Consider the following 26,924-nt stretch of genomic DNA (forward strand, 5'->3'; position numbering starts at 1 on the left):
ACGAATTTATAAATGGAAGAAAAGAATCATATATATCCTATATTTGACCGCATGATGACACGGCAGGACAAAGAGGAACTTTTGGGGCAACATAGTGTGATGATCTGGTTTACCGGATTGAGCGGATCGGGCAAAAGTACGATTGCTATCGCACTGGAGCGTGAACTTCATAAGCGAGGATTGCTTTGCCGTATCCTTGACGGGGATAATATTCGTAGTGGTATCAATAATAACCTCGGATTTTCCGAAACTGACCGGGTGGAGAATATCCGTCGCATAGCTGAGGTCTCAAAGCTCTTTTTGGATAGTGGCATTATTACAATTGCGGCATTCATCAGTCCTAATAACGATATCCGGGAAATGGCTGCAAATATTATCGGTAAGGATGACTTTCTGGAGATTTTTGTGAGTACCCCGTTGGAGGAGTGCGAGAAACGAGATGTGAAAGGGCTTTATGCCAAGGCACGTAAGGGGGAAATCCGGAATTTTACCGGAATTTCTGCACCGTTTGAGGTTCCCGAACATCCGGCATTGTCATTGGATACTTCCAAACTGACACTGGAAGAATCGGTGAATTGCTTGTTGGAGCTGGTTTTGCCCAAAGTAAAAAGAAGTGTTTAGTAGAAGAATAAAATCATTATTTTAGTAATGGAAGAATATAAATTAAGCCACTTGAAAGAACTCGAAGCCGAGTCTATTCATATCATCCGCGAAGTGGCGGCGGAATTTGAGAATCCGGTGATGCTTTATAGTATTGGAAAGGATTCTTCTGTAATGGTACGCTTGGCTGAAAAAGCGTTTTATCCGGGTAAAGTACCATTCCCGTTGATGCATATTGATTCGAAATGGAAATTCAAGGAGATGATTCAGTTCCGTGATGAGTATGCGAAGAAATATGGATGGAACCTGATCGTAGAAAGTAATATGGAGGCTTTTCATGCAGGGGTAGGACCTTTTACACATGGAAGTAAAGTGCATACGGACTTGATGAAAACACAGGCGTTGCTTCATGCACTGGATAAGTATAAGTTTGACGCTGCTTTTGGCGGTGCACGCCGTGATGAGGAAAAATCGCGTGCGAAAGAACGTATCTTCTCTTTCCGGGATAAGTTTCACCAGTGGGACCCGAAAAATCAACGTCCGGAATTGTGGGATATTTATAATGCCCGCGTACATAAAGGAGAAAGTATCCGTGTGTTCCCATTGAGCAACTGGACGGAATTGGATATATGGCAGTATATCCGTTTGGAGAATATTCCGATTGTTCCGTTATATTATGCGAAAGAACGTCCGGTGGTGCAAATGGATGGCAACCTGATAATGGCGGATGATGATCGTCTGCCGGAAAAATATCGCGACCGGATTGAAATGAAGATGGTTCGCTTCCGTACATTAGGTTGTTGGCCGCTGACGGGTGCTGTGGAAAGTGGTGCCGCTACGATTGAAGAAATCGTGGAGGAGATGATGACTACTACCAAGAGTGAACGGACGACTCGTGTGATTGACTTTGATCAGGACGCGAGTATGGAACAGAAGAAACGTGAAGGATACTTTTAATTGTAATTAGTGATGGCAGATAATAAATTAGATATAAAGGCTTTTCTGGATAAAGATGAACAGAAAGACTTGCTGAGGCTGTTGACAGCCGGTTCGGTGGATGATGGAAAATCGACATTGATCGGTCGCTTGCTGTTTGACAGCAAGAAATTGTATGAGGACCAGTTGGATGCGCTGGAACGCGACAGTAAACGTGTAGGAAATGCAGGTGAGCATATCGACTATGCATTGCTGCTCGATGGATTGAAGGCTGAACGCGAACAAGGTATTACAATTGATGTGGCTTATCGCTACTTCTCCACCAATGGACGTAAATTTATCATTGCGGACACTCCGGGACATGAGCAGTACACCCGTAATATGATTACCGGCGGCTCTACGGCAAATCTGGCAATTATTCTGGTGGATGCACGCACAGGAGTGATTACACAGACTCGCCGCCATACTTTCCTGGTGTCTTTACTGGGTATCAAACATGTGGTATTGGCGGTCAATAAAATGGACTTGGTGGATTTTTCGGAAGAGCGTTTCAATGAGATTGTTGCGGAGTATAAGAAATTTGTATCTCCACTGGGAATCCCTGATGTAAACTGTATTCCGCTTTCCGCATTGGACGGTGATAATGTAGTGGATAAGTCGGAGCGTACTCCGTGGTACAAGGGGACTTCTTTACTTGATTTCCTTGAAACTGTTCATATTGACAATGACCATAATTTGGAGGATTTTCGTTTCCCGGTGCAGTATGTGCTGCGTCCGAATTTGGATTTTAGAGGTTTTTGTGGTAAGGTGGCTTCGGGTATTGTTCGTAAGGGGGATACAGTAATGGCGTTGCCTTCAGGAAAGACGTCCAAAGTGAAGAGTATCGTGACTTATGACGGTGAGTTGGACTATGCTTTCCCTCCACAGTCGGTTACACTGACACTGGAAGATGAAATTGATGTATCCCGTGGTGAAATGCTGGTACATCCCGATAACTTGCCGATTGTTGACCGTAACTTTGAAGCAATGTTGGTATGGATGGATGAGGAGCCAATGGATATAAATAAATCGTTCTTTATCAAACAGACAACAAATCTGAGTCGTACGCGCATTGATACGATTAAGTATAAGGTGGATGTGAACACAATGGAACATCTGTCGCCGGACAATGGACAGTTGACAAAAGAGACTCTGCCTTTGCAATTGAATCAGATTGCCTGCGTGGTGCTGACAACCGCGAAAGAGTTATTCTTTGATCCTTATAAGAAGAATAAATCATGTGGCTCATTTATCCTGATCGACCCGATTACCAACAATACTTCTGCGGTAGGTATGATTATCGATCGGGTGGAAATGAAGGATATGAGCAATACGGATGATATTCCTGTATTGGATCTGTCGAAGTTGGGAATCGCCCCCGAACATTATGAAGCAGTAGAAAAGGCGGTGAAAGAACTGGAACGCCAGGGTTTTGCCGTGAAAATAATAAAATAAGAAAGTATGGGATTACTCGAATTTAATAAACTTCCGATCAATACATTGGTAGGTGCCGACTGGAAAACTTTTAAAGCAATTACTGCCGGTCGTGAAATTGATGCAGCCTATAAGGGTAAGTACCGATTGACAAAGGCTGTATGCCGATTGCTTTCTCCATTGGCCTCATTGCAGGACAAACGTTATGAGAAGTTGTTGGCGAATCAACCGCTGGAGCATGATCCGGTGTTTATTTTGGGGCACTGGCGGAGCGGAACTACTTTTGTGCATAATGTATTCTCCTGTGATAAGCATTTTGGCTATAATACGACCTATCAGACCGTGTTTCCTCATTTGATGATGTGGGGACAGCCTTTCTTCAAGAAGAATATGAGTTGGCTGATGCCGGATAAACGTCCGACGGACAACATGGAGCTGGCAGTAGACCTGCCGCAGGAAGAAGAATTTGCACTGGCAAACATGATGCCTTATACTTATTATAATTTTTGGTTCTTGCCGAAATATCAACAGGAATATGCTGACAAGTATCTGTTGTTTGACAATATCTCGGATGCGGAGTTGAAGGTGTTTGAAGAAGTATTTACGAAGTTGATAAAGGTTTCTTTGTGGAATACTCATGGTACGCAATTCCTTAGCAAGAATCCGCCTCATACCGGTAGAGTGAGGGAACTGGTGAAAATGTTCCCGAATGCTAAGTTTATTTATCTGATGCGCAATCCGTATACGGTATTTGAATCTACACGCAGTTTCTTTACAAATACGATCCAACCGTTAAAATTGCAGGATATCGGAAATGAACAATTAGAGGAAAATATCCTTTCTATCTATGCGAAACTCTATCATAAATATGAATCGGACAAGCAGTTTATTCCTGAGGGTAATCTGAGGGAAGTGAAGTTTGAGGATTTCGAAGCCGATGCAATGGGAATGACGGAGGATATTTATAAGTCACTCTCTATTCCCGGATTTGCCGAAGCGCGTGGAGATATTGAAAAATATGTCGGCGGTAAGAAAGGATATAAAAAGAATAAATATAAATATGATGACCGGACAATTCGATTGGTAGAAGAAAACTGGGGTTTTGCTTTGAAACAATGGGATTATAATTTATAAAAGAAAGGAAAGGTATTAATGATTCAGAAAATCGTTCATCGCCTGGTGGTGACAACTTTTGTCGCATTTATTTCTTCCTTGTCTTTGCTGGCACAGCATAAAGTGGAAATGTTTCCTTTTGGAGATATGGACCAATGGGTAGACCGGCAGATAAAGGAATCGGGAATTATCGGAGGAAATACGAAGAATGTGTATGAGATTGCACCGACGGCTGTAATTCAAGGAGATCAGGTTTATAAAAACATGGGTGGTTCACCGTGGGGTACTTCGAATGTAATGGCAAAGGTAGCGGGAATTACAAAAACAAATACGTCTGTTTTCCCGGAAAAAAGGGGAGAAGGGTATTGTGCACGTCTGGATACACGCATGGAAAGTGTGAAAGTGTTGGGGCTTGTTAATATCACTGTGTTGGCGGCAGGTTCTATTTTTACAGGGACGGTGCATGAACCTATTAAGGGTACTAAGAATCCGCAGAAGATGTTGCAATGTGGCGTGCCGTTTACTAAAAAACCGGTGGCACTTCAATTTGATTATAAAGTGAAGATGTCGGACAGGGAGAATCGTATCCGTGCTACCGGTTTCAGTAAGATTACGGATGTGCCCGGAAAAGATTATCCGGCAGCTATTCTGTTTTTGCAAAAACGTTGGGAAGATGCGAACGGAAATGTTTATGCCAAACGGATAGGGACTATGGTGACTTATTATTATCATTCTACCGACTGGAAAAATAATGCTTCGTATGAGATTATGTATGGTGATATTACAGGGCGCCCTGAATATAAAGCGCATATGATGCGATTACAAGTTACCGAAAACTATACGGTAAACAGTAAAGGGGAAAGCGTTCCTATTCATGAAGTTGCCTGGGGAAATGAAGATGATGTGCCTACACATATATATATACAGTTTACGTCCAGTCATGGAGGAGCTTATATCGGTTCGCCGGGTAATTCATTATGGGTTGATAATGTGAAACTGGTTTATTAGATATAATATTAAAGAAATAAAATAGCTGGTGATGCAATTATCGCCGGCTATTTTTTTTTGTTTTAATTCTTTGGTAATAAATGCCTTTCGTCTTCTTTCGGAGTTATATAACACTTTTATCATTCCTTATTTTTTTGTGTGGGAATGATTTTTTACGCGTTTTTTTGCTTGTGTTATATTAAATATCTATATTTGCATTAAATTTCAAGAAAAGGAAGTTGCTTATTGTCTCTTTGTCAGGCATGAGACGTTTGGGAGTCGGTTGATTTCCTGTAAGACAAAATATAGAAATATATTATTTACTAAAATAAATTGAGATGAAAAAGGGTTTATTGTTTATTTTATTGGCAGCGGCCTCTGTATGTCTGCCTGCTCAGGAAAAAGAAAATGCAGCGAAGAGCTATACCGTAGAAACAAATCGCTTCGGTGCTAACTGGTTTATTAGTGGTGGTATTGGCGCACAAATGTATTTTGGCGACAATGACGGTAAAGCTGATTTCGGAAAACGTCTTGCTCCGGCACTTGATATTGCCGTAGGTAAGTGGTTTACTCCGGGAATCGGATTGCGTCTTGCATACAATGGTCTTCAAGCTAAGGGGGCAGCTCCTTCTGCTGACGCTAGGTATGCAAAAGGTGGTACATATTCTAACGGATATTACAAACAGAAATGGAATATGGCTAATTTCCATGGTGATGTTCTGTTCAACCTTTCTAACATGTTGTGCGGATACAATGAAGATCGTATTTATTCATTTATTCCTTATGTAGGAGCTGGTTTGGCTGTGTCATGGTCAGAACCTCGTGAGAAGAATTTGGGTATAAATGCCGGTTTGATCAACCGTTTCCGCTTGTCTCCTGCTTTAGACCTTAATGTAGAATTGCGTGGCCTTTTGATGAAAAATGCATTTGGTGGCGCTAGCAAAGAAGGAATGGGTGGCGTGACAGTAGGTGTTACTTATAAGTTCAAGAAACGCGGCTGGAATGCTGTTCCTACTGTACCAATGGTTCCGGAAAGCCAGTTGAATGACATGAGAGACAGAGTAAATGCTTTGAAAGGTGAAAACGAATCTCTGAAACGTGACTTGGTTGAAGCACGTAACAAGAAACCGGAAGTTATCGTTAAGAAAGAAGGCGGATTTGTTCCACGTCTTGTTGTTGTATTCAACATCGGAAAGAGCAATATCAGCAAGAGAGAATACATGAATATCGAAGCTATGGCTAAGGGTATCAAGGCTAATCCTGACAAGACATTTACTGTAACAGGATATGCTGACAAGGGTACTGGTTCTGCTGAATACAACATGAAGTTGAGTAAGAAGAGAGCTGAAGCTGTTCGCGACCTGATGGTTAACGAATTCGGAGTTCCTGCTTCTCAGTTGAAGGTTGACTACAAGGGTGGCGTAGGCAATATGTTCTATGATGACGCTAAACTGAGCCGTGTAGCTATTGTTGAAGAATAATATACATCTAAATAATAGAATAAAAGAGACGTTTCCTTTCATAGGAAGCGTCTTTTTTTGTATTTTTGTGCCCCATGAGCAGGATAGTAGCAATAGATTATGGAAGAAAGCGTACGGGGATAGCTGTCAGCGATACGATGCAGTTGATTGCCAATGGCCTGACAACAGTGCCGACGCATGAACTTCTGAATTTTATCGGTGATTATATCGCAAAAGAGCCGGTAGAACGGATCATTGTCGGTTTACCCAGGCAAATGAACAATGAGGTTTCGGAAAATATGAAAAACATAGAACCCTTTGTTCGTTCATTGAAAAAACGCTTCCCGGATATTCCGGTTGAATATGTGGATGAACGTTTCACATCGGTTCTGGCGCATCGCACAATGCAGGAAGCAGGGCTGAAGAAAAAAGATCGCCAGAATAAAGCGTTGGTGGATGAAATAAGTGCGACTATTATTTTGCAAACATATTTGGAGAGTAAACGTTTTTAGTAGAAGAACATAGAATAACTTAATTTTTAGTAGAGTATAAAAATATGATTTTACCTATTTATGTATATGGCCAGCCTGTATTGAGAAAGGTGGCAGAGGACATTACCCCGGATTATCCGAATCTGAAAGAATTGATAGCGAACATGTTTGAAACAATGGTGCATGCCGATGGCGTAGGATTGGCTGCTCCGCAGATCGGTTTGCCCATTCGTGTGGTTACGATTACATTGGACCCTCTTTCAGAAGATTATCCGGAATTTAAAGGTTTTAATAAAGCTTATATTAATCCTCATATTTTGGAAATAGGAGGTGAGGAAGTGAGTATGGAAGAAGGTTGCCTGAGTCTTCCCGGTATTCATGAGACCGTGAAAAGAGGAAATAAAATTCGTGTGAAATATATGGACGAGGATTTTGTGGAGCATGAAGAAGAAGTGGAAGGTTATCTGGCACGTGTGATGCAACATGAATTCGACCATTTGGACGGTAAAATGTTTATCGACCATATCTCTGCACTTCGTAAACAAATGATAAAAGGTAAATTGAATACGATGTTGAAAGGGAAAGCACGTAGTTCCTATAAGATGAAACAGGTGAAATAAAGATAAAAAACGTTTATATCCCTGTTAAGTAAGCGAAAAGCATTATTTTTGCTTCGTTTACAAGTATAAAATGTCGATGATTAAAAAAATACTAACAGTTTTAATGCTGTTCCCCATATTGGTGTGTGCTCAGATAAATACGGACCGGGTGATGACCATAGCCCGGAACGCTCTTTATTTTGAGGACTATGTACTTTCTATCCAGTACTTTAACCAGGTGATTAATGCTAAGCCTTATCTGTATGAACCTTATTTCTTCAGAGCACTGGCCAAGCTGAATCTGGAAGATTTTCAGGGAGCGGAAGCGGATTGTGACGCGGCTATTCAACGTAATCCGTTTGTGGTTGGTGCTTATCAGATTCGTGGTCTGGCGAGAATCCGGCAGAGTAAATTTGACGGTGCTATTGAAGACTATCAGAAAGCGCTGCATTATGATCCGGAGAACATTACTTTGTGGCATAATCTGACATTATCACATATTCAGAAGAAAGATTATGATTCGGCAAAAGAAGATTTGGAGAATTTGCTGAAAGTATCTCCGCGTTATACTCGCGCTTACCTGATGAGAGGAGAGGTCTCTTTACAGCAAAAAGACACTATTGCCGCATTGAATGATTTCAATAAAGCTCTTGAACTGGATAAATACGATCCGGACGCATGGGCAGCAAGAGCGATCGTCAAGTTGCAACAGTCAAAATACGGGGAAGCGGAATCTGATTTCGATCGTGCTATTCATTTGAGTGCTAAGAATGCTGGGAATTATATTAATCGCGCATTGGCCAGATTTCATCAGAATAACCTGAGGGGAGCCATGAGCGATTATGACTTGGCATTGGATATTGATCCGAATAATTTTATCGGGCACTATAACCGTGGTTTGTTGCGTGCAAGGGTAGGAGATGATAACCGTGCTATTGAAGATTTCGACTTTGTTATAAAAATGGAGCCGGATAATATGATGGCAATCTTTAATCGTGGTCTGCTTCGTGCACAGACGGGAGATTATCGTGGAGCTATACAGGATTATTCAACTGTTATCAACCAACACCCGAATTTCCTTGCCGGATATTATCAGCGTGCTGAAGCCCGAAAGAAAATAGGGGACCGGAAGGGTGCTGAACAGGATGAATTTAAACTCTTGAAGGCTCAACTGGATAAACAGAACGGAGTGACGAATAAAGATGTAGCCCAAAACCAGAATCCGGATCAGGACAGTGAAGGGGATGATAAAGATAGAACCCGTAAGAAATCAGATAAGAATATGAATAACTATCGGAAGATAGTGATAGCTGATGATTCTGAAGCTGAACAGCGCTATACAAGTGATTATCGTGGACGTGTGCAGGATAAGAATGTGAATATTACACTGGAGCCTATGTTCGCTTTGACTTATTATGAGAAGATGAGTGATGTGAAACGGTCGGTGAATTTCCACAAATATGTGGAAGAGCTGAATCGCTCGGGTGTACTTCCAAAGCGTCTTCGTATTACGAATATGGAAGCTCCGTTGACAGAAGAACAAGTGAAATTCCATTTTGCTTTGATTGATACGCATACATCAGCTATCGTGGATGATGAGAAGAATGCTTCAAAACGTTTTGCCCGTGCAATTGATTTTTATTTGGTACAGGATTTCTCAAGTGCAGTTTCCGATTTGACACAGACAATCTTGTTGGACGGTGATTTCTTCCCTGCATATTTTATGCGTGCGCTTATCCGTTGCAAGCAGTTGGAATATCAGAAGGCTGAACAAACTGCCGATACAGATGTTCCTGGTGATAATGCACGTAAAGAGATAACTGCGGTAGATTATGAGGTGGTAAGAAAAGATTTGGATAAGGTGATTAATCTTGCTCCGGATTTTGTTTATGCATATTATAATCGTGCCAATGTGTCTGCCATGCTGAAGGATTATCGGTCGGCTATTGCAGATTATAATAAGGCTATTGAACTGAATCCTGATTTTGCTGACGCTTATTTCAACCGCGGACTTACTCATATCTTCTTGGGTAATAATAAACTGGGTATTTCTGATTTGAGCAAAGCCGGAGAATTGGGTATCGTTTCCGCTTATAATGTAATCAAACGTTTTACAGATCAAACGGAATAACATTTTTTTGATAAAAAATAGAAAACTCAAAAGATTTAGTTACTTTTGCGTTCAAATTGTGAAAATATAACATAATCATATTATGATAAAGATAACATTTCCCGATGGCTCTGTTCGTGAGTACAACGAAGGAGTAAACGGTTTACAGATTGCTGAAAGTATCAGCTCGCGCTTGGCACAGGATGTACTGGCATGTGGCGTGAACGGCGAGACTTATGATTTAGGACGTCCTATTAATGAAGATGCTGATTTTGTACTTTATAAATGGGATGATGAAGAAGGTAAACATGCATTCTGGCACACAAGTGCTCACTTGTTGGCCGAAGCATTACAGGAACTTTATCCGGGCATCCAGTTCGGTATCGGACCGGCTATCGAAAATGGATTCTACTATGATGTGGATCCGGGAGAAGCGGTGATTAAGGAAAGCGATCTTCCTGCTATTGAAGCTAAAATGTTAGAACTGTCTGCAAAGAAAGAGGCGGTTGTTAGAAAAAGCATTGCAAAAACGGATGCTTTGAAAATGTTTGGCGACCGTGGCGAAACATATAAATGTGAATTGATTTCCGAATTGGAAGACGGTCATATCACTACTTATACACAAGGTGCATTTACTGACCTTTGCCGTGGCCCTCACTTGATGACGACTGCTCCGATTAAGGCTATCAAGTTGACTTCGGTAGCGGGTGCTTATTGGCGTGGACATGAAGACCGTAAGATGCTAACTCGTATTTATGGCATCACATTCCCGAAAAAGAAAATGCTGGATGAGTATCTGGCATTACTGGAAGAAGCCAAGAAACGCGACCACCGTAAGATTGGTAAGGAAATGCAATTGTTCATGTTCTCTGAAACGGTAGGTAAGGGGCTCCCGATGTGGCTCCCGAAGGGTACTGCATTGCGTTTGCGTCTGCAAGATTTCTTACGTCGCATTCAGACTCGTTATGACTATCAGGAAGTAATAACTCCACCGATTGGTAATAAGCTATTGTATGTGACATCCGGCCACTATGCTAAATATGGTAAGGATGCATTCCAGCCTATCCATACTCCGGAAGAAGGTGAGGAATATTTCCTGAAACCGATGAACTGCCCGCATCACTGCGAGATTTATAAGAACTTCCCGCGCTCTTACAAGGATCTTCCGTTGCGTATTGCTGAATTTGGTACTGTTTGCCGTTATGAGCAGAGTGGTGAGTTGCATGGATTGACTCGTGTGCGTAGTTTTACACAGGATGATGCGCATATTTTCTGCCGTCCGGACCAGGTGAAAGATGAATTCCTCCGTGTGATGGATATTATCTCTATTGTATTCCGTTCTATGAACTTCCAGAATTTTGAAGCTCAGATATCACTGCGTGATAAAGTGAACCGTGAGAAATATATCGGTAGCGATGATAATTGGGAGAAGGCGGAACAAGCTATTATTGAAGCTTGTGAAGAAAAAGGATTACCTGCCAAGATTGAATATGGTGAAGCTGCTTTCTATGGCCCTAAGCTCGACTTTATGGTAAAAGATGCGATTGGGCGTCGTTGGCAGTTAGGGACTATTCAGGTAGATTATAACTTGCCGGAACGCTTCGAACTGGAATATATGGGTTCTGATAACCAGAAGCACCGTCCGGTTATGATTCATCGCGCTCCGTTTGGCTCTATGGAACGTTTCGTTGCTGTATTGATTGAGCATACTGCCGGTAAGTTCCCGTTGTGGCTGACTCCTGAACAGGTAGTTATTCTGCCGATTAGTGAAAAGTTCAACGATTATGCAGAGCAGGTAAAGATGTATTTGAAAACACACGAGATTCGCGCGATTGTAGATGATCGTAATGAGAAAATCGGGCGTAAGATCCGTGATAATGAGATGAAACGCATCCCTTATATGCTGATTGTAGGCGAAAAAGAAGCAGAAAACGGAGAAGTTTCTGTTCGTAGACAGGGCGAAGGTGACAAGGGAACCATGAAATTTGAAGAATTTGCTAAAATTTTGAACGAAGAAGTTCAGAATATGATAAATAAATGGTAACTTTGCAGCCGTTTCATGATAAATATTTAGTAGAACAATAAAAAGATCAAACTAGGAAGTAAACGTTTTTAATGAAGAATGACACTCTAAAAGGGCAATACAGAATCAACGAACAGATTCGTGCCAAAGAAGTCCGCATTGTGGGCGACGATATTGAACCAAAAGTATATCCTATCTTTCAGGCCTTGAAACTGGCTGAAGAGAAAGAGTTGGATTTAGTGGAAATTTCTCCTAATGCTCAACCCCCTGTTTGTCGTGTTATTGATTATTCTAAATTTCTTTATCAGTTAAAGAAACGTCAGAAGGAACAGAAAGCGAAGCAGGTGAAGGTCAATGTAAAGGAAATCCGTTTCGGACCTCAGACAGATGACCATGATTATAACTTCAAGTTGAAGCATGCCAAGGGATTTTTGGAAGACGGAGATAAGGTAAAAGCATACGTGTTCTTTAAGGGCCGTTCTATTCTTTTTAAGGAACAAGGTGAAGTTTTGCTACTTCGTTTTGCCAATGACTTGGAAGATTATGCGAAAGTAGATCAAATGCCGGTACTCGAAGGAAAGCGTATGACTATTCAGCTTTCACCGAAAAAGAAAGAAGCTCCGAAAAAGCCTGTTGTTGCGAAACCTGCTGCTCCTGCACAGAAAGCGGAAATGCCGAAAACGGACGCGGAATAAGAAAAGGTGCGTAACGCGCAGGTATAGTGCGTTACCATTATATATTTAATAATTTAAAAACAAGTAAGATGCCAAAGATGAAGACTAACTCCGGTTCTAAAAAAAGGTTTACCCTTACCGGAACAGGTAAAATCAAAAGAAAGCACGCTTTTCACAGTCACATTTTGACTAAGAAAACCAAAAAGAGAAAAAGAAATCTGTGCTACTCTACAACTGTTGATACAACAAATGTAAGCCAGGTTAAGGAACTCTTAGCAATGAAGTAATCAAAAGCGTACAAAGTATTATTAAAGTATTAACCGAATGCATTAGCTTGAAGTTCGCTGCGTGAAGTAGCGGCGCTAACATTCAAAAACAGTAAAACTATGCCAAGATCAGTAAATCATGTTGCTTCAAAAGCAAGAAGAAAGAAAATTTTGAAATTGACCAGAGGTTACTTTGGTGCAAGAAAGAATGTATGGACCGTAGCTAAAAACACTTGGGAAAAGGGTTTGACTTACGCGTTCCGTGACCGTAGAAATAAGAAAAGAAACTTCCGCGCTCTTTGGATACAACGTATCAACGCTGCTGCACGTCTTGAAGGAATGTCTTATTCTAAATTGATGGGCGGTCTGCACAAAGCCGGTATCGAAATAAACCGTAAGGTTTTGGCTGATTTAGCGATGAATCACCCGGAAGCTTTCAAAGCTGTAGTTGCAAAAGCAAAAGCTGCTTAAGTTTCAACAGTTTATGATTTACAAAATGTCAGTTACTTAACCGGTAACTGACATTTTTCTTTTGTTAGGCAGATAAAAGGGAATGAAAAAAATGTTAGTAGGCAAACAAAATCCTTTTTTTTCTTGCTATTCTCCGGGATTCTTATTATATTTGTGATACAAAAATATTAGCCGTATCGACTGGATCGGGAAACTCTTCAAATTAATCTGATATACCGAGAAAGCTTCGATCTTCAATGGCGGGCCACATCCTTCGGGACAGCTTTAAGCCGGTGGATTACAAAGGGGACGGGCACTCAAATCTTGTTCTATCAGAGTTTCATCACATCGTCGGTACGGCTTTTTTATATACTCTCCTATGATATTTTATTTCTCCGGTACAGGTAACTCTGAATGGATTGCAAATCAGCTCTCTAAAGGACAAAATGAAGATTTGGTCTTTATCCCTGAGGCGTTGAAAAATGAGGCGCTGGAGTTCGATTTGCAGAAAGATGAAAAGATTGGTTTTGTGTTTCCGATTTACTCATGGGCTCCTCCTGAAATTGTACTGCGCTTTATCAATCGAATTTCTTTGAAAGAATACCAGAATCAGTATTTGTTTTTTGTTTGTTCTTGTGGGGATGATACGGGACTTACTCAACAAGTGTTGGTGAAAGCGTTGAATGATAAGGGGTTGCTGTGTCATGCCGGTTTTTCTGTTACTATGCCCAATAATTATGTGTTGCTTCCCGGTTTTGATGTGGATACTAAGGAGTTGGAGAGGATTAAGTTGGCAAATGCAGTTCCACGGCTTACTGAAATAAATGCATTGATAAGCAGGAGAGAGAAGATTTTTTCTTGTCACGAAGGAAGCCTGCCTTTTCTAAAAACGAGAATTATAAATCCTTTGTTTAATCGTTTTCAAATGTCTCCTAAACATTTTTATGCAACAGATAGTTGTATCTCATGTAAGCGTTGCGAGAAGGTTTGTCCGGTAGATAATGTGAAACTTCAGAAGGGGAGACCTGTTTGGGGAAAGAATTGCACCTCTTGCTTGGCGTGTTATCACGTTTGCCCTCAGCAAGCGGTGCAATATGGGAAAAGAACGAGAAACAAAGGGCAATATTTCAACCCTGATAAATCTATTCGTCTTTGATTTTAATGCAACAGTTTGACAAGTCCTCGATGATAGCCAGGCTTTCTACTCTAACGCCTTGTTCTTCCAGTACTTTACGGCCGTTTTGAAAGGCTTTTTCGATAATAAAGCCCATTCCTACTAGATTTGCTCCGGATTGTTTGATGAGGTCGAGAATACCCAATGCGGCGTTCCCGTATGCGAGGAAGTCATCTACGAAGAGAACATTGTCATCGGGAGTGAGAAAATCAGAACTGATAACGACTTCATAATCACGGTCTTTAGTGAATGAATGTACAATTGTGCTTAATGCATTCTGGATTGTTTTGGGTGATTTCTTCTTGGCAAACACGACTGGCAAGTCCATTAGATAACCTGTCATAATAGCTGGGGCGATACCGCTGGCTTCAATTGTCATGATTTTATTTACGTTTGTAGCTGCAAAACGGCGGACAAACTCAACCCCGATTGATTTCATCAGGACGGGGTCCATTTGATGATTGATGAAACCGTCTACTTTAAGGATACCTCCTTCGTAGCATTTTCCGTCTTGCAGGATTCTTTTTTTAAGTAATTGCATACTATATATGATGTTAATTAATAATGTGCTAATATTCCATTCCGCATGATAAAGAAAGCGGTAGTGGTATATTAGCACATATACAGTTTAAATAGTTACTTATTGTCTCTTAAGTCTTTCACCCGGACGGCTTTTCCTTCACTTTGCGGAAGGGAGCCTTTTTTCACTAGTTTCACTTTGGGCGTCACTAGTATTTCGTCTTTCAACTGACGGGTAATATCCTTGCGGATTTTTTCCAGTTCTATATAGTTATCTGTCGAAAGATCACTTAGTTCAACTTCGACAATCATTTCATCCTGATTGTTTACGGTTTCAAGCGTAATCAGATAATTGCTACCTAATTCGGGGAACCGTACCAGAATTTTCTCGACTTGCATCGGGAAGATATTAACTCCCTTAATGATAAACATATCGTCACTACGTCCTTTGATACGGTCGATACGAATGTGTGTACGGCCGCACGGACACTTGCCGGGAAGAATCCGCGTTAAATCCCGTGTGCGATAGCGAATTAACGGCATCATCTCACGATCAAGGGTTGTAAGTACCAGTTCGCCGATTTCTCCTTCAGGGACAGGCTCGCAGGTTTCGGGGTCAATGATTTCTACCAGGTAGCAATCTTCCCAAAAGTGCATTCCGTTTTGTTCCTGGCATTCGAAAGCGACACCGGGACCGTTCATCTCTGTCATGCCGAAACTGTTGTATGCTTTCACACCTAACATTCGTTCTATTTTACGACGCTGTTCATCAGTGTGGGGTTCGGCGCCGATAACGAGTGTTTTCAATGTTGTTCCCTTGGGGTCGAGTCCTTCTTCTTGAAAGACTTCAGCCAAGCGGATTGCATAGCTGGGGATTGCATGCAGGGCAGTAGTCTTGAAGTCGTTGATGAACTTGATCTGGCGTTTGCTATTTCCGGCTGCCGCAGGGACTGTTAGACATCCGAGTCGTTCGGCGCCATATTGGAAACCTAGTCCGCCTGTGAACATACCATATCCTGAACTGTTTTGGAAGACATCTGTTTTACGAATTCCTACGGTATATAGACAGCGGGCTACCAAATTAGCCCACGAATCAAGATCGTGCTGTGAATGAACAATGACGGTTGGATTTCCGGTTGTACCACTGGAAGAGTGGATACGTACACCGTCATTCTGCATATCACCGGCTACTAACCCAAAAGGATAGTTAGCGCGCATATCTGCTTTTGTAGTAAAAGGAATTTTACGGATATCATCCAAGGACTGTATATTGTCAGCAGTAATGTTATGCTTGCTAAAAACTTCCTTATAATAAGGTGCGTTAGCGGCTATGTTGATTGTTTTCTTGAGCCGTTGAAGTTGCAGTTCCTGCAACTTCTCGCGGCTCATGGTTTCTATTTCTTCTTCCCAGTACTGTGTATTCATGGTAGTGACAATTATTACATTAGTTTTTCTGCAATTTCCTTGCCGGCAGCCAATGCTTTAAGATTCATTTCTACAATTGCTTCTCCTTTGCGCAGAAAGATTTCACGAATGCTGTCTTGCACTTTCTCGTAATCAATGCCGAGGAATGGAATTGTTGCTCCCAGTAAGACAATGTTGGCAACGCGGGCGGAACCTACTTCTTTGGCTACTTTGTCAACGTTCAACACAATCTTATGTGGCAGTTTGTTGATTTCTGCCATTACTTTATCTTCCTCCGGATAATTGGGAATGTTGACAAACGGAGTTTCATTGGTAACCAACCAGCCTTCGGGGCTGAGATAGGGGAGATAACGCAACCCTTCCATTGGCTCCAGTGAAATGATGAGATCACATTTTCCGGAAGGAATTAAATCCGAAGCAATCGGTTGGTCGCTAATACGGAGATTGGATTGAACATCTCCACCGCGCTGACTCATTCCGTGTACTTCTGCCTGTTTCATGTACAGACCCTCTTTTAAGGCGGCCTTGCCGATTACTGTAGCGATAGACAGAATACCCTGTCCACCTACTCCTGATAATATAATATCTTTTTTCATGGCTTACTTACTTCTTTTTTTGCGTGCTAATGTCTGGATACACTCTCTACGTGGAATAATGACGGATACACCACGATATTCGATTTCTTCACGTATGATACGTTTCATTTCTTCATAATTCTTTTTCAATGGAACCACTACACGGATATGAGCCGGATCTACTCCGAGACCTGCACATATCGCTTCGATACGTCCGGTTCCGGCGGAATCCTGGCCGCCTGTCATAGCGGTTGTTTCATTGTCAGAGATGACAATCGTGACATTGGCATTTTCATTCACGCAGTCCAATAATCCCGTCATTCCTGAATGAGTGAATGTAGAGTCTCCGATTACAGCTACAGCCGGATAGAGTCCTCCGTCGGCAGCACCTTTCGCCATAGTAATGGATGCCCCCATGTCTACACATGAATTAATCGCATTGAATGGTGCATTAGCCCCTAATGTATAGCAGCCGATATCGCTGAATACTTTGTGAGACGGGTATTCTTCTTTGAGAACTTCGGTTAATGTGATGTACATATCGCGATGTCCGCAACCTTCGCAAAGTGCGGGCGGGCGCATTTCTACAACAGAAGGAATGCCGAATTCTGATTTATTTTCTTTTCCTACTGCACGTGCTACGGAGTCAGGATTCAGTTCTCCGTCCTGAGACAATGTGCCGTCCAAGCGTCCTTTTACTTTAATTCCAATACCCAGATAACCTTTCAACTGTTTTTCTACAAACGGCTGTCCGTCTTCCAGAACAAGAATCTCGTCGCAAGATTCAACCAACTGAAGGATTTGTTTTTTAGGTAATGGGTACTGACCAATTTTAAGTACAGGGTACTCACAGCCTTCAGGATAATTCTCCATTAAGTAATTGTAACCGATGCCACAGGCGATGATTCCTAATTTCTTGTTAGGGCCGTCTGTGTATTTATTGTAAGGTGATTCTTCGGAAGCTTTGATGAATTCATCCTGGCGTGCGAGCAGAACTTTATAACGTTTGCGTGCGTTTCCCGGTAATAAGATAAATTGACGGGGATCGTCACTGAAAGATATACCGTTCTGTGGTTTTTGTTCTTTGCGCTCTACTCCGGAGCGAGAGTGCGCCAAGCGGGTTACCATACGCATTAAAACCGGTTCGCCTAGTTTCTCTGAAAATTCAAATCCGTCATATACCATATCGTATGCTTCCTGCTGGTTGCTGGGCTCATACATCGGTATAAGGGAGAAGTCCCCATAAAAACGGCTATCTTGTTCGTTCTGAGAAGAATGCATGCTTGGGTCGTCGGCTGCTACTACAATCAGTCCGCCTTTCACGCCTGTAATAGCAGAGTTGACAAAACAGTCGGCAGCTACGTTCATACCTACGTGCTTCATACAAACTAATGCCCGTTTACCAACGAAAGACATACCCAACGCAGCTTCCATAGCTGTTTTTTCATTGGTACACCAACGGTTGTGTATATTCTGTTCGGTCGTTATAGGGGCCATTTGAATATATTCCGTAATCTCAGTTGAAGGAGTACCGGGGTAGGCGTAAACACCTGAAAGTCCGGCATCCAATGCAGCTTGTGCAATGGCTTCGTCGCCAAGTAAGAGTTGCTTGCTCATATATTTCTTTTATTAGTGTTGATCACAGTTTGTTATTATATCGCGCAAAGATAGCCTTTTCAGTTCGTTTTATCACAGAATTACTTGAAAATCTTTCTTTCATTCAGTGCTTTCCAGTATTTTCTTGCATTTGCCATGTGGTCGGCATAATTGGAGGCAAAATTATGAGTTCCTGAGAAATCTTCTTTCGCGCACATATATATATAGTTATGTTTTGTATAGTTTAATACGCTGTCTATTCCTTTTTTAGTAGGAATGCGGATGGGACCGGGGGGTAATCCGGTATTTGTATAAGTATTATACGGTGAATTTACTTTAAGATTCTCGTTAGTGATACGTCTTAAGGCGAAATCTTGCAAGGCGAATTTTATGGTAGGATCTGCCTGTAGAGGCATATCTTTTTGTAAACGGTTGATATAGAGACCTGCTACCAACGGTTTTTCTTCATTATTATTGGTCTCTTCTTCTACGATTGAAGCGAGTGTGCAGACTTCTTCCGGAGTCATTCCGATTGCCGTAGCCCGAGCTAGCCGTTCGTTATTCCAGAAGCGTTCATGCTCTTTTTGCATGCGCTGAAAAAAATCGTCTACGCTCATATCCCAATATACCTGGTAAGTTTCCGGAATAAAAAGACATGGAATCGTTTTACTGTCATATCCCAATTTGGACTGAAAGGTAGAGTCGAATAGTTGACGAGCTATTTCGATAGAATCTATCATAAGCTGTTTACCTATACTCCGTGCAAGGCGGTCTATAGTCCGTACACTTCCAATAGTGAGATTCATAGGCTCTTGATAGCCTCTGGAGAAACGGCTATACACATGGTATACATTGTCATTCGGGCGAATAGCATAGCGTCCGGTATGTATATTCTGATTGAAATTCTTGTATTTAGACATCCAATAGAAGCCGGTGAAGTTCTTTATATGTCCTGAACGTTTTATTTTATTAAATATGGAGTCGGCCGTGTCGTCCCGATCTACATAAATATACACGGTTCTGGAGGGGTGGAACTGAGGAGCAAACAGATAGTAATAAACAGTGCCTCCTGCAATGGCGCATAGGAAAATGGCTCCGACCAGAATTGTCAATAAAATCTTTCTTTTCTTCATCTTATGAGACGTTATTTTTTTGCTGTGCCAAAGATAGGAAGAATTTGGATAGGAGTGATTTCTTTCTGTGATGAATCGCTGAAAAGGAATAGAATTTATTTAGTTTTTCTTTATATTTAAAGAGCCGGATCGGCAGATTGTTTTGGTTGAATTGCAATTTCTTATTAGTGCCACATGTGGAACTAATAAGAAAAGATATATGGGTTACTTGCTGTTTACCAAACAGATAGTTAATTCGGCCACTGGTGATAATTGGCTTCGGCTTCTATTTTGTTTTCAATTTCATCAGGTAGAGTTGCAAAGAAATCCATGTGTGTAAGTCGTTCGATACTGTCTATGGTAACTACATATGAGTGAAGAGGATCTGTTGCTTGTTCATTATTGAATAAGAAACCAATGGCTCGCATGGGTTTGACAAAGGGAGAGAGGACTACTTTGAAAAACTGTTGGGGTACTGCAACTTTATTTTTTCCGATTGTTTTCGATTCTCTTTCTATGATAGGTCCGCAAATAACGATGACAGCGCTGTCTGCAATAGCCCAGTCCCGGATCTTTTCTTCCAGATTTTTCCAGCCTCTTCTATTTAATTGCGGATGTTGTGGGCACATATTGCTAAAATAGAACGACTCTTTCATCGCTTTCGGACTCCATTTCATATCTGCAGCCGGCGCCATGTGTCCTTTATCATATCCTGAACGTGTATAATCCGCATTTGTTGCAATAGTCCCTATTGCTAATGGATCGGCAATGAAACGGTTACTTCTTTTTTCTTTTCCTTTGGTTTCTTGTCGGGTAAGTTCATAGGATACCCAATTCGGAAGTTTTAAATCTTTATTATAAGAAACGGTATATCCTGTATGTCGAATGATTTGCTCTTGTTTGGGAGCTAATGAGACAGGGATCTCCAAATTTCTGCCGGAAGGAATTTGAGAAGATGTATTAACTTGTGGTTCGTTGCTTTTTTGCGTTTGGGTATTAAACTGTTGGCAATACAAATAGACACCATAAAGAACAGGTATAAGTATAACAATAGCGATAATACATCCTAATTTATAATTAGAACGTGATTTCTTTTTGAATAATTTCCTGTTTTGATTTCGTTTCATCAGATGCAGTTCAATATTATGAAAAAAGCGTTAACTATGATGATAGTTAACGCTTTATTATCAAGAGCCGCTAGCCAGACTTGAACTGGCGACCTACGCGTTACGAATGTCTCTCCAAAATATAGAATAACGGTTTGATAATAAAATAGTTAACTTGAAATGAATTAATGTTAAGGATAAGTTTTTGAACATTTACTCATCAAACATATTACCTTTTCCAAGTATGATCCACTCAACAGATATATTATAATCTTCGTGTAAGTAAACAATCCATTCGGGTTTTAATACGCTTCTATTTGGATAGAATTTAACTTGGTTTACGTTCCAACGATTCAGATTGTGCTTTCTTGTGAAAGTCTGTAATCCTCTAATCTTTTTTTGCTCCTTTAATATTGCTATTGCTTTAAAGAAACGTTGACTTATAGCTATCCCCTCTTCTGATATTTTCATTCCTTATTTATATTTTGGTTCTTTATGTCGTTTGTTGAAATATCCGACCCACTTACATGAGCACATCTTACATCCTCCCTCTGCTGGACAAGAAATTTTCTATTTTGCTCTTGCATAGATTCAATTGTTTTTTGTTGAGACAACACCGTTTCTGTCAATCTTGATATTTGCTCAAACACCTCTCGACTCATAGAAATAGATTCATTTTTACCCTCTAGCCTTTGTGTTACAAGTTCTTCCAATATCTGCTCTTTTAATTGGTCTCTGTTACTTTCAGGAATACTTTTCCCTATAATACCGGCCACAGCATCGTATTTTTTTAACATAGGTACATCGGCACCAGATAGCCATCCTGTTGTCAAGTGATACTTATCCTCTATTATTTTCTTGTATACATCTTTGAAAGCTGTGATACCATTTTCTATTCTTGAATAAGTATTCTGACCAACATTCAGTAAATCAGCCATTTGCTGTTGCGTCATATTCATGTAAATCCTGAACTGCTTCAGCCTGCTTTCTTGCTCTTTATCCATACGAATAAAATTATTATCCATTTTAAGGATATTTAAGCGTATAAACATCCTTTTTATCCATAAAATGGATATATTTGCATTACTATTAATTATATAACACTGCAAAGATAATGAAAGATGAATTAAAAACAAGAGTTTTTCCTAATGAAGGTCATAAAATGACCTTAAAAGGTTATTATCAAAATCTACCGGAATCTACTCATCCCAAAACAGAATTTATCAACGAGATAATGAAACGGACTGGAGTATCTTTCACTGCTGTTAGAAACTGGGTTATTTATGGTATGAAACCTAATAAGCCCTCTCATGTTTCAATACTTTCCGAAATAACAGGGATACCTCCCGAAGAATTATGGTCTAAACAAAATGATTAAGCAATGAAAGATTTAGAGTTCTACATATTTGAAGATGAACTTTGGTGTTTGTTCCCTGACGGAAGCAATAAACCTGTAACAGATAAAGATATAGGATTAATAAAAAGTATATTAGATCGTATACGTGAATGTTACTCGGATGCTTATAATTCATTGATGGAATGTTATAAAAAGAGTTCTCAAAACATTCCATACTTCCAGTACCTTATAGTTAGACGTTTTTGCAAATGTAATTTTGGAGAATTGGATAACACAAGTCGTGATATTGATAAAAAGGGAGGATTCAACTTCGAACGCGTAAAATGTCCTATGCGTGGAGAATGTAAGTACGAAGGTATTATATGCTGTCCACAATTTTACAGCCGTATATCAGATGCAGAAATGAGAGTGATGCAAATGGTATACCAAGGAGCTAATAACGAAGAGATAGCAGACAAACTTTACCTTTCTCCTCATACTGTAAAGAATCATATCAAGTCTGTATATATCAAACTTGGTATTCATGAGAAATCAGAATTTATTCAATACGCGCACAAGAACAACCTTTTTAAAGATTAGACAATATGATTAATGAGGACGTTTTGAAAATTGTACTAAATGACAAAACCTTCGGACAGCGAGAAGCGGCTGATATAGTTGGGGGGAGAGGTCGGTTATTCAGATTAGTGGGGTCTGGTGATATTCGTGCAGAAAAAATACCTCCTAATCGACAAAATGGTAGATGGTATTGCAATGCCTATGATGTTATAAAAAATGCAACTTTAAAATAACTGATAATCAAAAAGTTATATCAAGTTAAAGACAAATATTTTACAAGTCAATTATTTGTTTTAAAGTAAAAAATAAAGTAGTTTTACATAGTAATTAAAAGATAATCAATTAGTTATGAAAAAAGATGCAGTTTTAACACTTTGGGTTCTGTCATTTATAGCGATAGTGGTACTTGCGGAAAATCCATATAATATTTCCTTTTGGATTTCATTGGGAATTTTCGGATATCTCTCGGTGTATATCGAAAAACACAATAAAAGATTCGAGCATGAAGACGAGTAAATCTCCGTATATAATTCAAGAAATTATTCTGATAACATATAGCGGAAGAAAACTTCCTCTTACAATTGTAGATAAGAGGATTATAGACATTCCGATCAGATTGACGAAAGACAAAATACTCAATGCTTTCTCTTCTATGAAAGATAAACCGATAGATGTGAAACTAAAAGTAAAGTACATATAAAGTGTACATAAGAGCAATGAAAACAAAAGAAGAATTACTATCAATGAGTCATGAAGACTTAGCTTCACTTACATATAAAATTATGTATGAACAATGTCTTCTTGAAAATAAGGAAAAAGAAAACAGAAGATTAAGAGAAATACTTGATGCTATCGGTATCACGTATGAAACTTTCAAATCAGAATTCCATGAATGATGAATTACAGCAATTAGAATCTGAGTTAAAAAAGGTGGAATATAGTAACCTTGAATATCTTCCTGAATATGGATATTCACCGAAAGAAGAAATAATCCAGCTTATAAAGGAAGATATATCCGATGTCAAAAAAGAAATCAACAATAGGTTAAAATTGCATGCTTCAGGCATTTCATCAGGATATACAGAAAAAAGCTTAGAAGAAGAGAGAACTGACCTTTGCATAATGCAAGGGTTGGCGAGATATTGTTAAACTTTAAAATATTTGAGCAATGGAGGAAAACAAATTAACAAAACAGGAAAATGATGCATTGGCAATATTTGGTAAAGGCAAAACTATTTATCAAGTTGCAGGTAACGACGTGGCATTATCTTTTGATATTGTACGTAACTATCTAACTAAAGGTAACGGACAGGTATCCGATCAAGATATTGTTCAGTTTATTAGTATTTGTAAATTTAACCAGCTTAATCCATTCCTGAACGAAGCATTTCTTGTTAAATTCGGACAACAGCCGGCACAGATGATTGTTAGCAAGGAAGCATTTTTTAAACGTGCTGACGCTAGTGAAAAATATGAAGGTTTCAAGGCGGGTATCATTATTATTAGAGACAACAAAATTGTAGAGGTGGAAGGCTGTTTTTATAATGAAAAGACTGATATACTTGTAGGTGGGTGGTGCGAAGTTTACCGGTCTGACCGCAGATTTCCGATTATAGCGAAAGTCAATCTTGCCGAATACGACAAAAAGCAATCTATATGGAATGAAAAAAAATCCACCATGATTTCCAAGATTGCTAAAGTCCAAGCATTACGTGAAGCTTTTCCAGCCCAACTTGGTGCAATGTACACGCAAGAAGAACAAGAAGTTAAGTTTGCTGAATATGAAGATGTCACAGACAAAGAATCTAAAGCCAACAAACTTGCGGAAATTGCTCTTAAGAATGCAGGAGTAGAAGAACAACCAAAAACGGAGCAACCAGTAAATCAGCCTCAAAATAACACGAATGACAAACCGGCTCAAAAAACATTATTATAATGGAAGCACAACATACAATTGAATGGTACAGAAAAAGATTAGGATGTATCACAGGAAGTGAATGCGGAGTATTAATGAAGAGTGGTCGTAATGGCTGCTTTTCAGATGCCGCCAAAACTTATATTTATCAAATTGCAGGTGAAAGATTTATGGATCCCGATATTATAAATGATGATTATACATTCGAGATATACTTGCAACAAGTAAATGTAAACTCCAAAGCAATGCAGTGGGGTAATGAGCAAGAGGAATATGCTCGTAATCTTTATGCTAAAAAAACTGGCTTGCATATTATAGAAGTCGGTTCATGTAAACATCCTACTATTCCTAATTTCGCAAGTAGTCCTGATGGTTTCTTTTATGATGAAGATAGCCAAATCAAATTATGTTTGGAAATCAAATGTCTTGATCAAGGCAAATTTATGAGATACAAATCTGATGTTCATGACAATGACTCATTGTTAGAAATGAATCCTAAATACTTCTACCAATGTTGTGCTCACATGATGTGCACCGGAGCTCAAGGTACTGATTTTGTAGTTTATAATCCTTTTCAAATAGATCCTATTCATATTGTACACATACTACCTGATGAAAGGGTCTTTGCAGAAATGGAGAATCGTATTAGAATGGCGGACGACATTATTAACCAAATAGCTGATATAGAATAATGAATGACCTGTTAATAAAAGAGACTCAACTCCAGCGAATTATACGAAAGACAGGTAGAAAGCCATGTGAATGTAAATGTTCATTATGTAAAATGCAATGCCATACTCCATGTTTAGGAACTCCGCAGGATATTGAAAAATTAATAGATGCAGGTTATTCAGACCGGTTACTCCCCACTCTTTGGGGAGCCGGAATGATAATGGGAGTTATTAATTTCCCAGTTCCTATGATCCAAATTGCATCGGGCGATGATTATTGTTCGTTCTTTCACAATGGCTTATGCGAACTTCACGACAGAGGATTGAAGCCTACCGAAGGGCGTTTGTCGCATCATTCTACACGCATTGACAATTTCAAAGCATCTAAAAGTATAGCTTGGAATGTCGCTAAAGAATGGCTTTCCGAAGAAAATGCAGATACCATAGAACGCATAGCTGACAAATTTAGTAGAAACTTAAAAATGTAGAGCAATGAATACACAATTAGCAATCCAAGAAAGAGACCTAGAACTGGTTGTAAGTGAAAAGACGTTAGGTAGTCTTACTACCAACGCAAAGCAAATCCGAGATATTGTAATGGCGAATTTGCCAAAGTATGATATATCCAATTATACGGATGACAATATCGATCAGGCAAAGAGAGATAAAGCCTCTCTCAACAAAGCTGCTAAAGATCTTAACTCCAAACGTCTTGAAATAGAGAAGGAGTTTATGAAACCTTTTGGAGAATTCAAGGAGGTAGTAAACGAAACGGTAAAGCTCATAGGTGAATGTTCTGCCAAGATTGACACAGTGGTCAAACAAAACGAGCAGCAATACAAGGACAGGAAGAAATCTACTATCAAGACTTACTTTGATGGAATGAACGCAAACCTTGTAGACTTCAACAAGGTATTTAAATCAGAGTGGCTCAACAAATCCGCGAGCATGAAGTCTGTTTGTTCGGATATTGATGCCATATTTGCTAAGGTTGAAAACGAGCTATCTACGCTGAAAGGTTTTGGTGAAGACTATGATGTTCTCCGCACTTATTATATGGACACGCTTAATATCACTTCTACTATTCAATACGCAAACCGCCTGAAAGAACAACGCGAACGAGCTAAGGTAGCAGAAGAAGCTAAGATTAAAGCGGAACAAGAAAAGCAACAAGCGGAAGAAGCTCGTAAAGCTGTTGAAGTAGAGCAAGTCAAATCACGTCCGATCAATCCATTTGCAATAGCAAATCAAAAAGCTGACGAACAAGTACCTTTTAGTCAATCCATATCGCAACAACCTGAATTATTAACGAGAGCATTCAAGGTTACCACTACTCGTGAAAACATCATTGCTCTTGGTGATTTTATGAATGCAAAAGGTATTGATTTTGACAAAATAGAATTAGCATGAGTGAAGCTGGAAAAGAATACGGACAATTTGTAAAACAGAGAAGAGAAGAACGTTATAGTCAGTTTGTAAACACAATCCTTCCCGCTATCAAATCTTTAGGATATGACGTTATTCAACGAAATGATTTTGGATTCGAATTCATTGTTTCTAAAAAAGGATTTGGGTGGGTTATATTCTATCCCAAAGCTGATAGGATATTATTGTGTAAACAAAATAAATGGATATATGGTGGTTTCTCTTGGATTCGCAAACATATACTTAAAGACAATGGAAGTATGCAAAACAGATGTACAGACTATTATTCGGCTCCTTGATAAGAGTGCA

At 39.8% G+C, this 26,924-nt stretch carries 33 protein-coding genes; 25 read left to right on the forward strand and 8 right to left on the reverse strand.

Annotation, left to right across the window (positions count from 1 at the left end; genetic code table 11):
* The first annotated feature begins 12 nt into the window (after positions 1 to 12).
* From cysC to CGC64_RS10475, 14 genes are all read left to right on the forward strand, one after another.
* Complete coding sequence (gene cysC, locus CGC64_RS10410) at positions 13 to 621, forward strand: adenylyl-sulfate kinase (protein WP_005677884.1); 609 nt, start codon at positions 13 to 15, stop codon at positions 619 to 621.
* Between the two features lie 27 nt (positions 622 to 648).
* A complete protein-coding gene (gene cysD / locus CGC64_RS10415) occupies positions 649 to 1,557 on the forward strand; it encodes a sulfate adenylyltransferase subunit CysD (protein WP_005677885.1) in 909 nt (302 codons plus the stop codon).
* 12 nt (positions 1,558 to 1,569) lie between these two features.
* Positions 1,570 to 3,030, forward strand: coding sequence for a sulfate adenylyltransferase subunit CysN (cysN, locus tag CGC64_RS10420; RefSeq protein WP_005677887.1), 1,461 nt, complete (start codon positions 1,570 to 1,572; stop codon positions 3,028 to 3,030).
* Between the two features lie 6 nt (positions 3,031 to 3,036).
* Positions 3,037 to 4,143 carry a sulfotransferase family protein gene (locus CGC64_RS10425; protein WP_005677888.1) on the forward strand — a complete coding sequence of 369 codons (1,107 nt, stop codon included), beginning with the start codon at positions 3,037 to 3,039 and terminating at the stop codon, positions 4,141 to 4,143.
* An 18-nt stretch (positions 4,144 to 4,161) separates the two neighbouring features.
* The gene (locus CGC64_RS10430; protein ID WP_005680643.1) at positions 4,162 to 5,130 is read left to right on the forward strand and encodes a PCMD domain-containing protein; all 969 of its coding nucleotides are present in this window, start codon (positions 4,162 to 4,164) and stop codon (positions 5,128 to 5,130) included.
* A gap of 317 nt (positions 5,131 to 5,447) precedes the next feature.
* Positions 5,448 to 6,590: an OmpA family protein gene (locus CGC64_RS10435; protein ID WP_005677891.1), complete on the forward strand. Its 1,143-nt coding sequence runs from the start codon at positions 5,448 to 5,450 to the stop codon at positions 6,588 to 6,590.
* A 74-nt stretch (positions 6,591 to 6,664) separates the two neighbouring features.
* Positions 6,665 to 7,081 carry a Holliday junction resolvase RuvX gene (gene ruvX, locus CGC64_RS10440; protein WP_005677892.1) on the forward strand — a complete coding sequence of 139 codons (417 nt, stop codon included), beginning with the start codon at positions 6,665 to 6,667 and terminating at the stop codon, positions 7,079 to 7,081.
* Between the two features lie 44 nt (positions 7,082 to 7,125).
* Positions 7,126 to 7,680, forward strand: a complete 555-nt coding sequence (def, locus tag CGC64_RS10445; protein ID WP_005677893.1) for a peptide deformylase — start codon at positions 7,126 to 7,128, stop codon at positions 7,678 to 7,680.
* Between the two features lie 76 nt (positions 7,681 to 7,756).
* Positions 7,757 to 9,790 carry a tetratricopeptide repeat protein gene (locus CGC64_RS10450; protein ID WP_005677894.1) on the forward strand — a complete coding sequence of 678 codons (2,034 nt, stop codon included), beginning with the start codon at positions 7,757 to 7,759 and terminating at the stop codon, positions 9,788 to 9,790.
* Positions 9,791 to 9,872: 82 nt separating this feature from the next.
* Complete coding sequence (gene thrS, locus CGC64_RS10455; RefSeq protein ID WP_005677895.1) at positions 9,873 to 11,813, forward strand: threonine--tRNA ligase; 1,941 nt, start codon at positions 9,873 to 9,875, stop codon at positions 11,811 to 11,813.
* A 71-nt stretch (positions 11,814 to 11,884) separates the two neighbouring features.
* Complete coding sequence (infC, locus tag CGC64_RS10460; protein WP_005677896.1) at positions 11,885 to 12,487, forward strand: translation initiation factor IF-3; 603 nt, start codon at positions 11,885 to 11,887, stop codon at positions 12,485 to 12,487.
* A gap of 68 nt (positions 12,488 to 12,555) precedes the next feature.
* Positions 12,556 to 12,753 carry a 50S ribosomal protein L35 gene (gene rpmI / locus CGC64_RS10465; protein WP_004326827.1) on the forward strand — a complete coding sequence of 66 codons (198 nt, stop codon included), beginning with the start codon at positions 12,556 to 12,558 and terminating at the stop codon, positions 12,751 to 12,753.
* 99 nt (positions 12,754 to 12,852) lie between these two features.
* Positions 12,853 to 13,203, forward strand: coding sequence for a 50S ribosomal protein L20 (gene rplT, locus CGC64_RS10470; protein ID WP_004297540.1), 351 nt, complete (start codon positions 12,853 to 12,855; stop codon positions 13,201 to 13,203).
* A 358-nt stretch (positions 13,204 to 13,561) separates the two neighbouring features.
* On the forward strand, positions 13,562 to 14,338 hold the full coding sequence (locus CGC64_RS10475; RefSeq protein WP_005677901.1) for an EFR1 family ferrodoxin: 777 nt from the start codon (positions 13,562 to 13,564) through the stop codon (positions 14,336 to 14,338).
* On the opposite strand, the gene xpt is transcribed toward CGC64_RS10475, so the two are convergent.
* From xpt to CGC64_RS10515, 8 genes are all read right to left on the reverse strand, one after another.
* A complete protein-coding gene (gene xpt, locus CGC64_RS10480) occupies positions 14,325 to 14,897 on the reverse strand; it encodes a xanthine phosphoribosyltransferase (protein ID WP_005677902.1) in 573 nt (190 codons plus the stop codon). The genes CGC64_RS10475 and xpt overlap by 14 nt on opposite strands.
* 95 nt (positions 14,898 to 14,992) lie before the next feature.
* Positions 14,993 to 16,300 (reverse strand): phenylacetate--CoA ligase, encoded by a 1,308-nt coding sequence (locus tag CGC64_RS10485; RefSeq protein ID WP_005677903.1) that lies wholly within the window; start codon positions 16,298 to 16,300, stop codon positions 14,993 to 14,995.
* Positions 16,301 to 16,314: 14 nt separating this feature from the next.
* Positions 16,315 to 16,896 (reverse strand): indolepyruvate oxidoreductase subunit beta, encoded by a 582-nt coding sequence (locus CGC64_RS10490; protein ID WP_005677904.1) that lies wholly within the window; start codon positions 16,894 to 16,896, stop codon positions 16,315 to 16,317.
* 3 nt (positions 16,897 to 16,899) lie between these two features.
* The gene (locus CGC64_RS10495) at positions 16,900 to 18,492 is read right to left on the reverse strand and encodes a thiamine pyrophosphate-dependent enzyme (protein ID WP_005677905.1); all 1,593 of its coding nucleotides are present in this window, start codon (positions 18,490 to 18,492) and stop codon (positions 16,900 to 16,902) included.
* Between the two features lie 80 nt (positions 18,493 to 18,572).
* Positions 18,573 to 19,604, reverse strand: coding sequence for an endolytic transglycosylase MltG (gene mltG, locus CGC64_RS10500; protein WP_005677906.1), 1,032 nt, complete (start codon positions 19,602 to 19,604; stop codon positions 18,573 to 18,575).
* Positions 19,605 to 19,834: 230 nt separating this feature from the next.
* Entirely contained in the window at positions 19,835 to 20,710 is an 876-nt protein-coding gene (locus tag CGC64_RS10505) for a DNA/RNA non-specific endonuclease (protein ID WP_005677907.1), read from the reverse strand.
* Between the two features lie 192 nt (positions 20,711 to 20,902).
* Positions 20,903 to 21,160 carry a hypothetical protein gene (locus CGC64_RS10510; protein ID WP_005677908.1) on the reverse strand — a complete coding sequence of 86 codons (258 nt, stop codon included), beginning with the start codon at positions 21,158 to 21,160 and terminating at the stop codon, positions 20,903 to 20,905.
* A complete protein-coding gene (locus tag CGC64_RS10515) occupies positions 21,157 to 21,714 on the reverse strand; it encodes a helix-turn-helix transcriptional regulator (protein ID WP_157448286.1) in 558 nt (185 codons plus the stop codon). The genes CGC64_RS10510 and CGC64_RS10515 overlap by 4 nt, the downstream gene beginning before the upstream one ends.
* 89 nt (positions 21,715 to 21,803) lie before the next feature.
* Between CGC64_RS10515 and CGC64_RS10520 the strand changes: the two genes are divergently transcribed.
* The 11 genes from CGC64_RS10520 to CGC64_RS10565 all read left to right on the forward strand — a co-directional run bounded on the left by CGC64_RS10520 (position 21,804) and on the right by CGC64_RS10565 (position 26,914).
* Positions 21,804 to 22,067 carry a hypothetical protein gene (locus tag CGC64_RS10520; RefSeq protein ID WP_005677910.1) on the forward strand — a complete coding sequence of 88 codons (264 nt, stop codon included), beginning with the start codon at positions 21,804 to 21,806 and terminating at the stop codon, positions 22,065 to 22,067.
* 3 nt (positions 22,068 to 22,070) lie between these two features.
* The gene (locus CGC64_RS10525; RefSeq protein ID WP_005677911.1) at positions 22,071 to 22,625 is read left to right on the forward strand and encodes a response regulator transcription factor; all 555 of its coding nucleotides are present in this window, start codon (positions 22,071 to 22,073) and stop codon (positions 22,623 to 22,625) included.
* Positions 22,626 to 22,630: 5 nt separating this feature from the next.
* The gene (locus CGC64_RS10530) at positions 22,631 to 22,837 is read left to right on the forward strand and encodes a hypothetical protein (protein WP_005677912.1); all 207 of its coding nucleotides are present in this window, start codon (positions 22,631 to 22,633) and stop codon (positions 22,835 to 22,837) included.
* 269 nt (positions 22,838 to 23,106) lie between these two features.
* Entirely contained in the window at positions 23,107 to 23,304 is a 198-nt protein-coding gene (locus CGC64_RS10535; RefSeq protein WP_005677915.1) for a hypothetical protein, read from the forward strand.
* A gap of 16 nt (positions 23,305 to 23,320) precedes the next feature.
* Entirely contained in the window at positions 23,321 to 23,500 is a 180-nt protein-coding gene (locus CGC64_RS18815; protein ID WP_005677916.1) for a hypothetical protein, read from the forward strand.
* Entirely contained in the window at positions 23,493 to 23,753 is a 261-nt protein-coding gene (locus tag CGC64_RS10540; protein ID WP_005677917.1) for a hypothetical protein, read from the forward strand. Before CGC64_RS18815 ends, CGC64_RS10540 begins: the two co-directional genes overlap by 8 nt.
* A 19-nt stretch (positions 23,754 to 23,772) precedes the next feature.
* A complete protein-coding gene (gene bet, locus CGC64_RS10545) occupies positions 23,773 to 24,540 on the forward strand; it encodes a phage recombination protein Bet (RefSeq protein WP_005677918.1) in 768 nt (255 codons plus the stop codon).
* On the forward strand, positions 24,540 to 25,211 hold the full coding sequence (locus CGC64_RS10550; protein ID WP_005677919.1) for a lambda exonuclease family protein: 672 nt from the start codon (positions 24,540 to 24,542) through the stop codon (positions 25,209 to 25,211). The genes bet and CGC64_RS10550 overlap by 1 nt, the downstream gene beginning before the upstream one ends.
* Complete coding sequence (locus tag CGC64_RS10555; protein ID WP_005677920.1) at positions 25,211 to 25,678, forward strand: hypothetical protein; 468 nt, start codon at positions 25,211 to 25,213, stop codon at positions 25,676 to 25,678. The genes CGC64_RS10550 and CGC64_RS10555 overlap by 1 nt, the downstream gene beginning before the upstream one ends.
* Before the next feature lie 4 nt (positions 25,679 to 25,682).
* Positions 25,683 to 26,600 (forward strand): DUF1351 domain-containing protein, encoded by a 918-nt coding sequence (locus tag CGC64_RS10560; RefSeq protein WP_005677921.1) that lies wholly within the window; start codon positions 25,683 to 25,685, stop codon positions 26,598 to 26,600.
* Positions 26,597 to 26,914, forward strand: a complete 318-nt coding sequence (locus CGC64_RS10565) for a hypothetical protein (RefSeq protein ID WP_089421571.1) — start codon at positions 26,597 to 26,599, stop codon at positions 26,912 to 26,914. The genes CGC64_RS10560 and CGC64_RS10565 overlap by 4 nt, the downstream gene beginning before the upstream one ends.
* The last annotated feature ends 10 nt before the right edge of the window (positions 26,915 to 26,924 follow it).

This window comes from Bacteroides caccae (genome assembly GCF_002222615.2).
Classification (GTDB): Bacteria; Bacteroidota; Bacteroidia; order Bacteroidales; family Bacteroidaceae; genus Bacteroides; species Bacteroides caccae.

What these genes read in the sequence shown, in the direction of transcription:
- cysC (WP_005677884.1), top strand. Translation starts at nt 13, where the DNA reads ATGGAAGAAAAGAATCATATATATCCTATATTTGACCGCATGATGACA.
- cysD (WP_005677885.1), top strand. Translation starts at nt 649, where the DNA reads ATGGAAGAATATAAATTAAGCCACTTGAAAGAACTCGAAGCCGAGTCT.
- cysN (WP_005677887.1), top strand. Translation starts at nt 1,570, where the DNA reads ATGGCAGATAATAAATTAGATATAAAGGCTTTTCTGGATAAAGATGAA.
- CGC64_RS10425 (WP_005677888.1), top strand. Translation starts at nt 3,037, where the DNA reads ATGGGATTACTCGAATTTAATAAACTTCCGATCAATACATTGGTAGGT.
- CGC64_RS10430 (WP_005680643.1), top strand. Translation starts at nt 4,162, where the DNA reads ATGATTCAGAAAATCGTTCATCGCCTGGTGGTGACAACTTTTGTCGCA.
- CGC64_RS10435 (WP_005677891.1), top strand. Translation starts at nt 5,448, where the DNA reads ATGAAAAAGGGTTTATTGTTTATTTTATTGGCAGCGGCCTCTGTATGT.
- ruvX (WP_005677892.1), top strand. Translation starts at nt 6,665, where the DNA reads ATGAGCAGGATAGTAGCAATAGATTATGGAAGAAAGCGTACGGGGATA.
- def (WP_005677893.1), top strand. Translation starts at nt 7,126, where the DNA reads ATGATTTTACCTATTTATGTATATGGCCAGCCTGTATTGAGAAAGGTG.
- CGC64_RS10450 (WP_005677894.1), top strand. Translation starts at nt 7,757, where the DNA reads ATGATTAAAAAAATACTAACAGTTTTAATGCTGTTCCCCATATTGGTG.
- thrS (WP_005677895.1), top strand. Translation starts at nt 9,873, where the DNA reads ATGATAAAGATAACATTTCCCGATGGCTCTGTTCGTGAGTACAACGAA.
- infC (WP_005677896.1), top strand. Translation starts at nt 11,885, where the DNA reads ATGAAGAATGACACTCTAAAAGGGCAATACAGAATCAACGAACAGATT.
- rpmI (WP_004326827.1), top strand. Translation starts at nt 12,556, where the DNA reads ATGCCAAAGATGAAGACTAACTCCGGTTCTAAAAAAAGGTTTACCCTT.
- rplT (WP_004297540.1), top strand. Translation starts at nt 12,853, where the DNA reads ATGCCAAGATCAGTAAATCATGTTGCTTCAAAAGCAAGAAGAAAGAAA.
- CGC64_RS10475 (WP_005677901.1), top strand. Translation starts at nt 13,562, where the DNA reads ATGATATTTTATTTCTCCGGTACAGGTAACTCTGAATGGATTGCAAAT.
- xpt (WP_005677902.1), bottom strand. Translation starts at nt 14,897, where the DNA reads ATGCAATTACTTAAAAAAAGAATCCTGCAAGACGGAAAATGCTACGAA.
- CGC64_RS10485 (WP_005677903.1), bottom strand. Translation starts at nt 16,300, where the DNA reads ATGAATACACAGTACTGGGAAGAAGAAATAGAAACCATGAGCCGCGAG.
- CGC64_RS10490 (WP_005677904.1), bottom strand. Translation starts at nt 16,896, where the DNA reads ATGAAAAAAGATATTATATTATCAGGAGTAGGTGGACAGGGTATTCTG.
- CGC64_RS10495 (WP_005677905.1), bottom strand. Translation starts at nt 18,492, where the DNA reads ATGAGCAAGCAACTCTTACTTGGCGACGAAGCCATTGCACAAGCTGCA.
- mltG (WP_005677906.1), bottom strand. Translation starts at nt 19,604, where the DNA reads ATGAAGAAAAGAAAGATTTTATTGACAATTCTGGTCGGAGCCATTTTC.
- CGC64_RS10505 (WP_005677907.1), bottom strand. Translation starts at nt 20,710, where the DNA reads ATGAAACGAAATCAAAACAGGAAATTATTCAAAAAGAAATCACGTTCT.
- CGC64_RS10510 (WP_005677908.1), bottom strand. Translation starts at nt 21,160, where the DNA reads ATGAAAATATCAGAAGAGGGGATAGCTATAAGTCAACGTTTCTTTAAA.
- CGC64_RS10515 (WP_157448286.1), bottom strand. Translation starts at nt 21,714, where the DNA reads ATGGATAATAATTTTATTCGTATGGATAAAGAGCAAGAAAGCAGGCTG.
- CGC64_RS10520 (WP_005677910.1), top strand. Translation starts at nt 21,804, where the DNA reads ATGAAAGATGAATTAAAAACAAGAGTTTTTCCTAATGAAGGTCATAAA.
- CGC64_RS10525 (WP_005677911.1), top strand. Translation starts at nt 22,071, where the DNA reads ATGAAAGATTTAGAGTTCTACATATTTGAAGATGAACTTTGGTGTTTG.
- CGC64_RS10530 (WP_005677912.1), top strand. Translation starts at nt 22,631, where the DNA reads ATGATTAATGAGGACGTTTTGAAAATTGTACTAAATGACAAAACCTTC.
- CGC64_RS10535 (WP_005677915.1), top strand. Translation starts at nt 23,107, where the DNA reads ATGAAGACGAGTAAATCTCCGTATATAATTCAAGAAATTATTCTGATA.
- CGC64_RS18815 (WP_005677916.1), top strand. Translation starts at nt 23,321, where the DNA reads ATGAAAACAAAAGAAGAATTACTATCAATGAGTCATGAAGACTTAGCT.
- CGC64_RS10540 (WP_005677917.1), top strand. Translation starts at nt 23,493, where the DNA reads ATGAATGATGAATTACAGCAATTAGAATCTGAGTTAAAAAAGGTGGAA.
- bet (WP_005677918.1), top strand. Translation starts at nt 23,773, where the DNA reads ATGGAGGAAAACAAATTAACAAAACAGGAAAATGATGCATTGGCAATA.
- CGC64_RS10550 (WP_005677919.1), top strand. Translation starts at nt 24,540, where the DNA reads ATGGAAGCACAACATACAATTGAATGGTACAGAAAAAGATTAGGATGT.
- CGC64_RS10555 (WP_005677920.1), top strand. Translation starts at nt 25,211, where the DNA reads ATGAATGACCTGTTAATAAAAGAGACTCAACTCCAGCGAATTATACGA.
- CGC64_RS10560 (WP_005677921.1), top strand. Translation starts at nt 25,683, where the DNA reads ATGAATACACAATTAGCAATCCAAGAAAGAGACCTAGAACTGGTTGTA.
- CGC64_RS10565 (WP_089421571.1), top strand. Translation starts at nt 26,597, where the DNA reads ATGAGTGAAGCTGGAAAAGAATACGGACAATTTGTAAAACAGAGAAGA.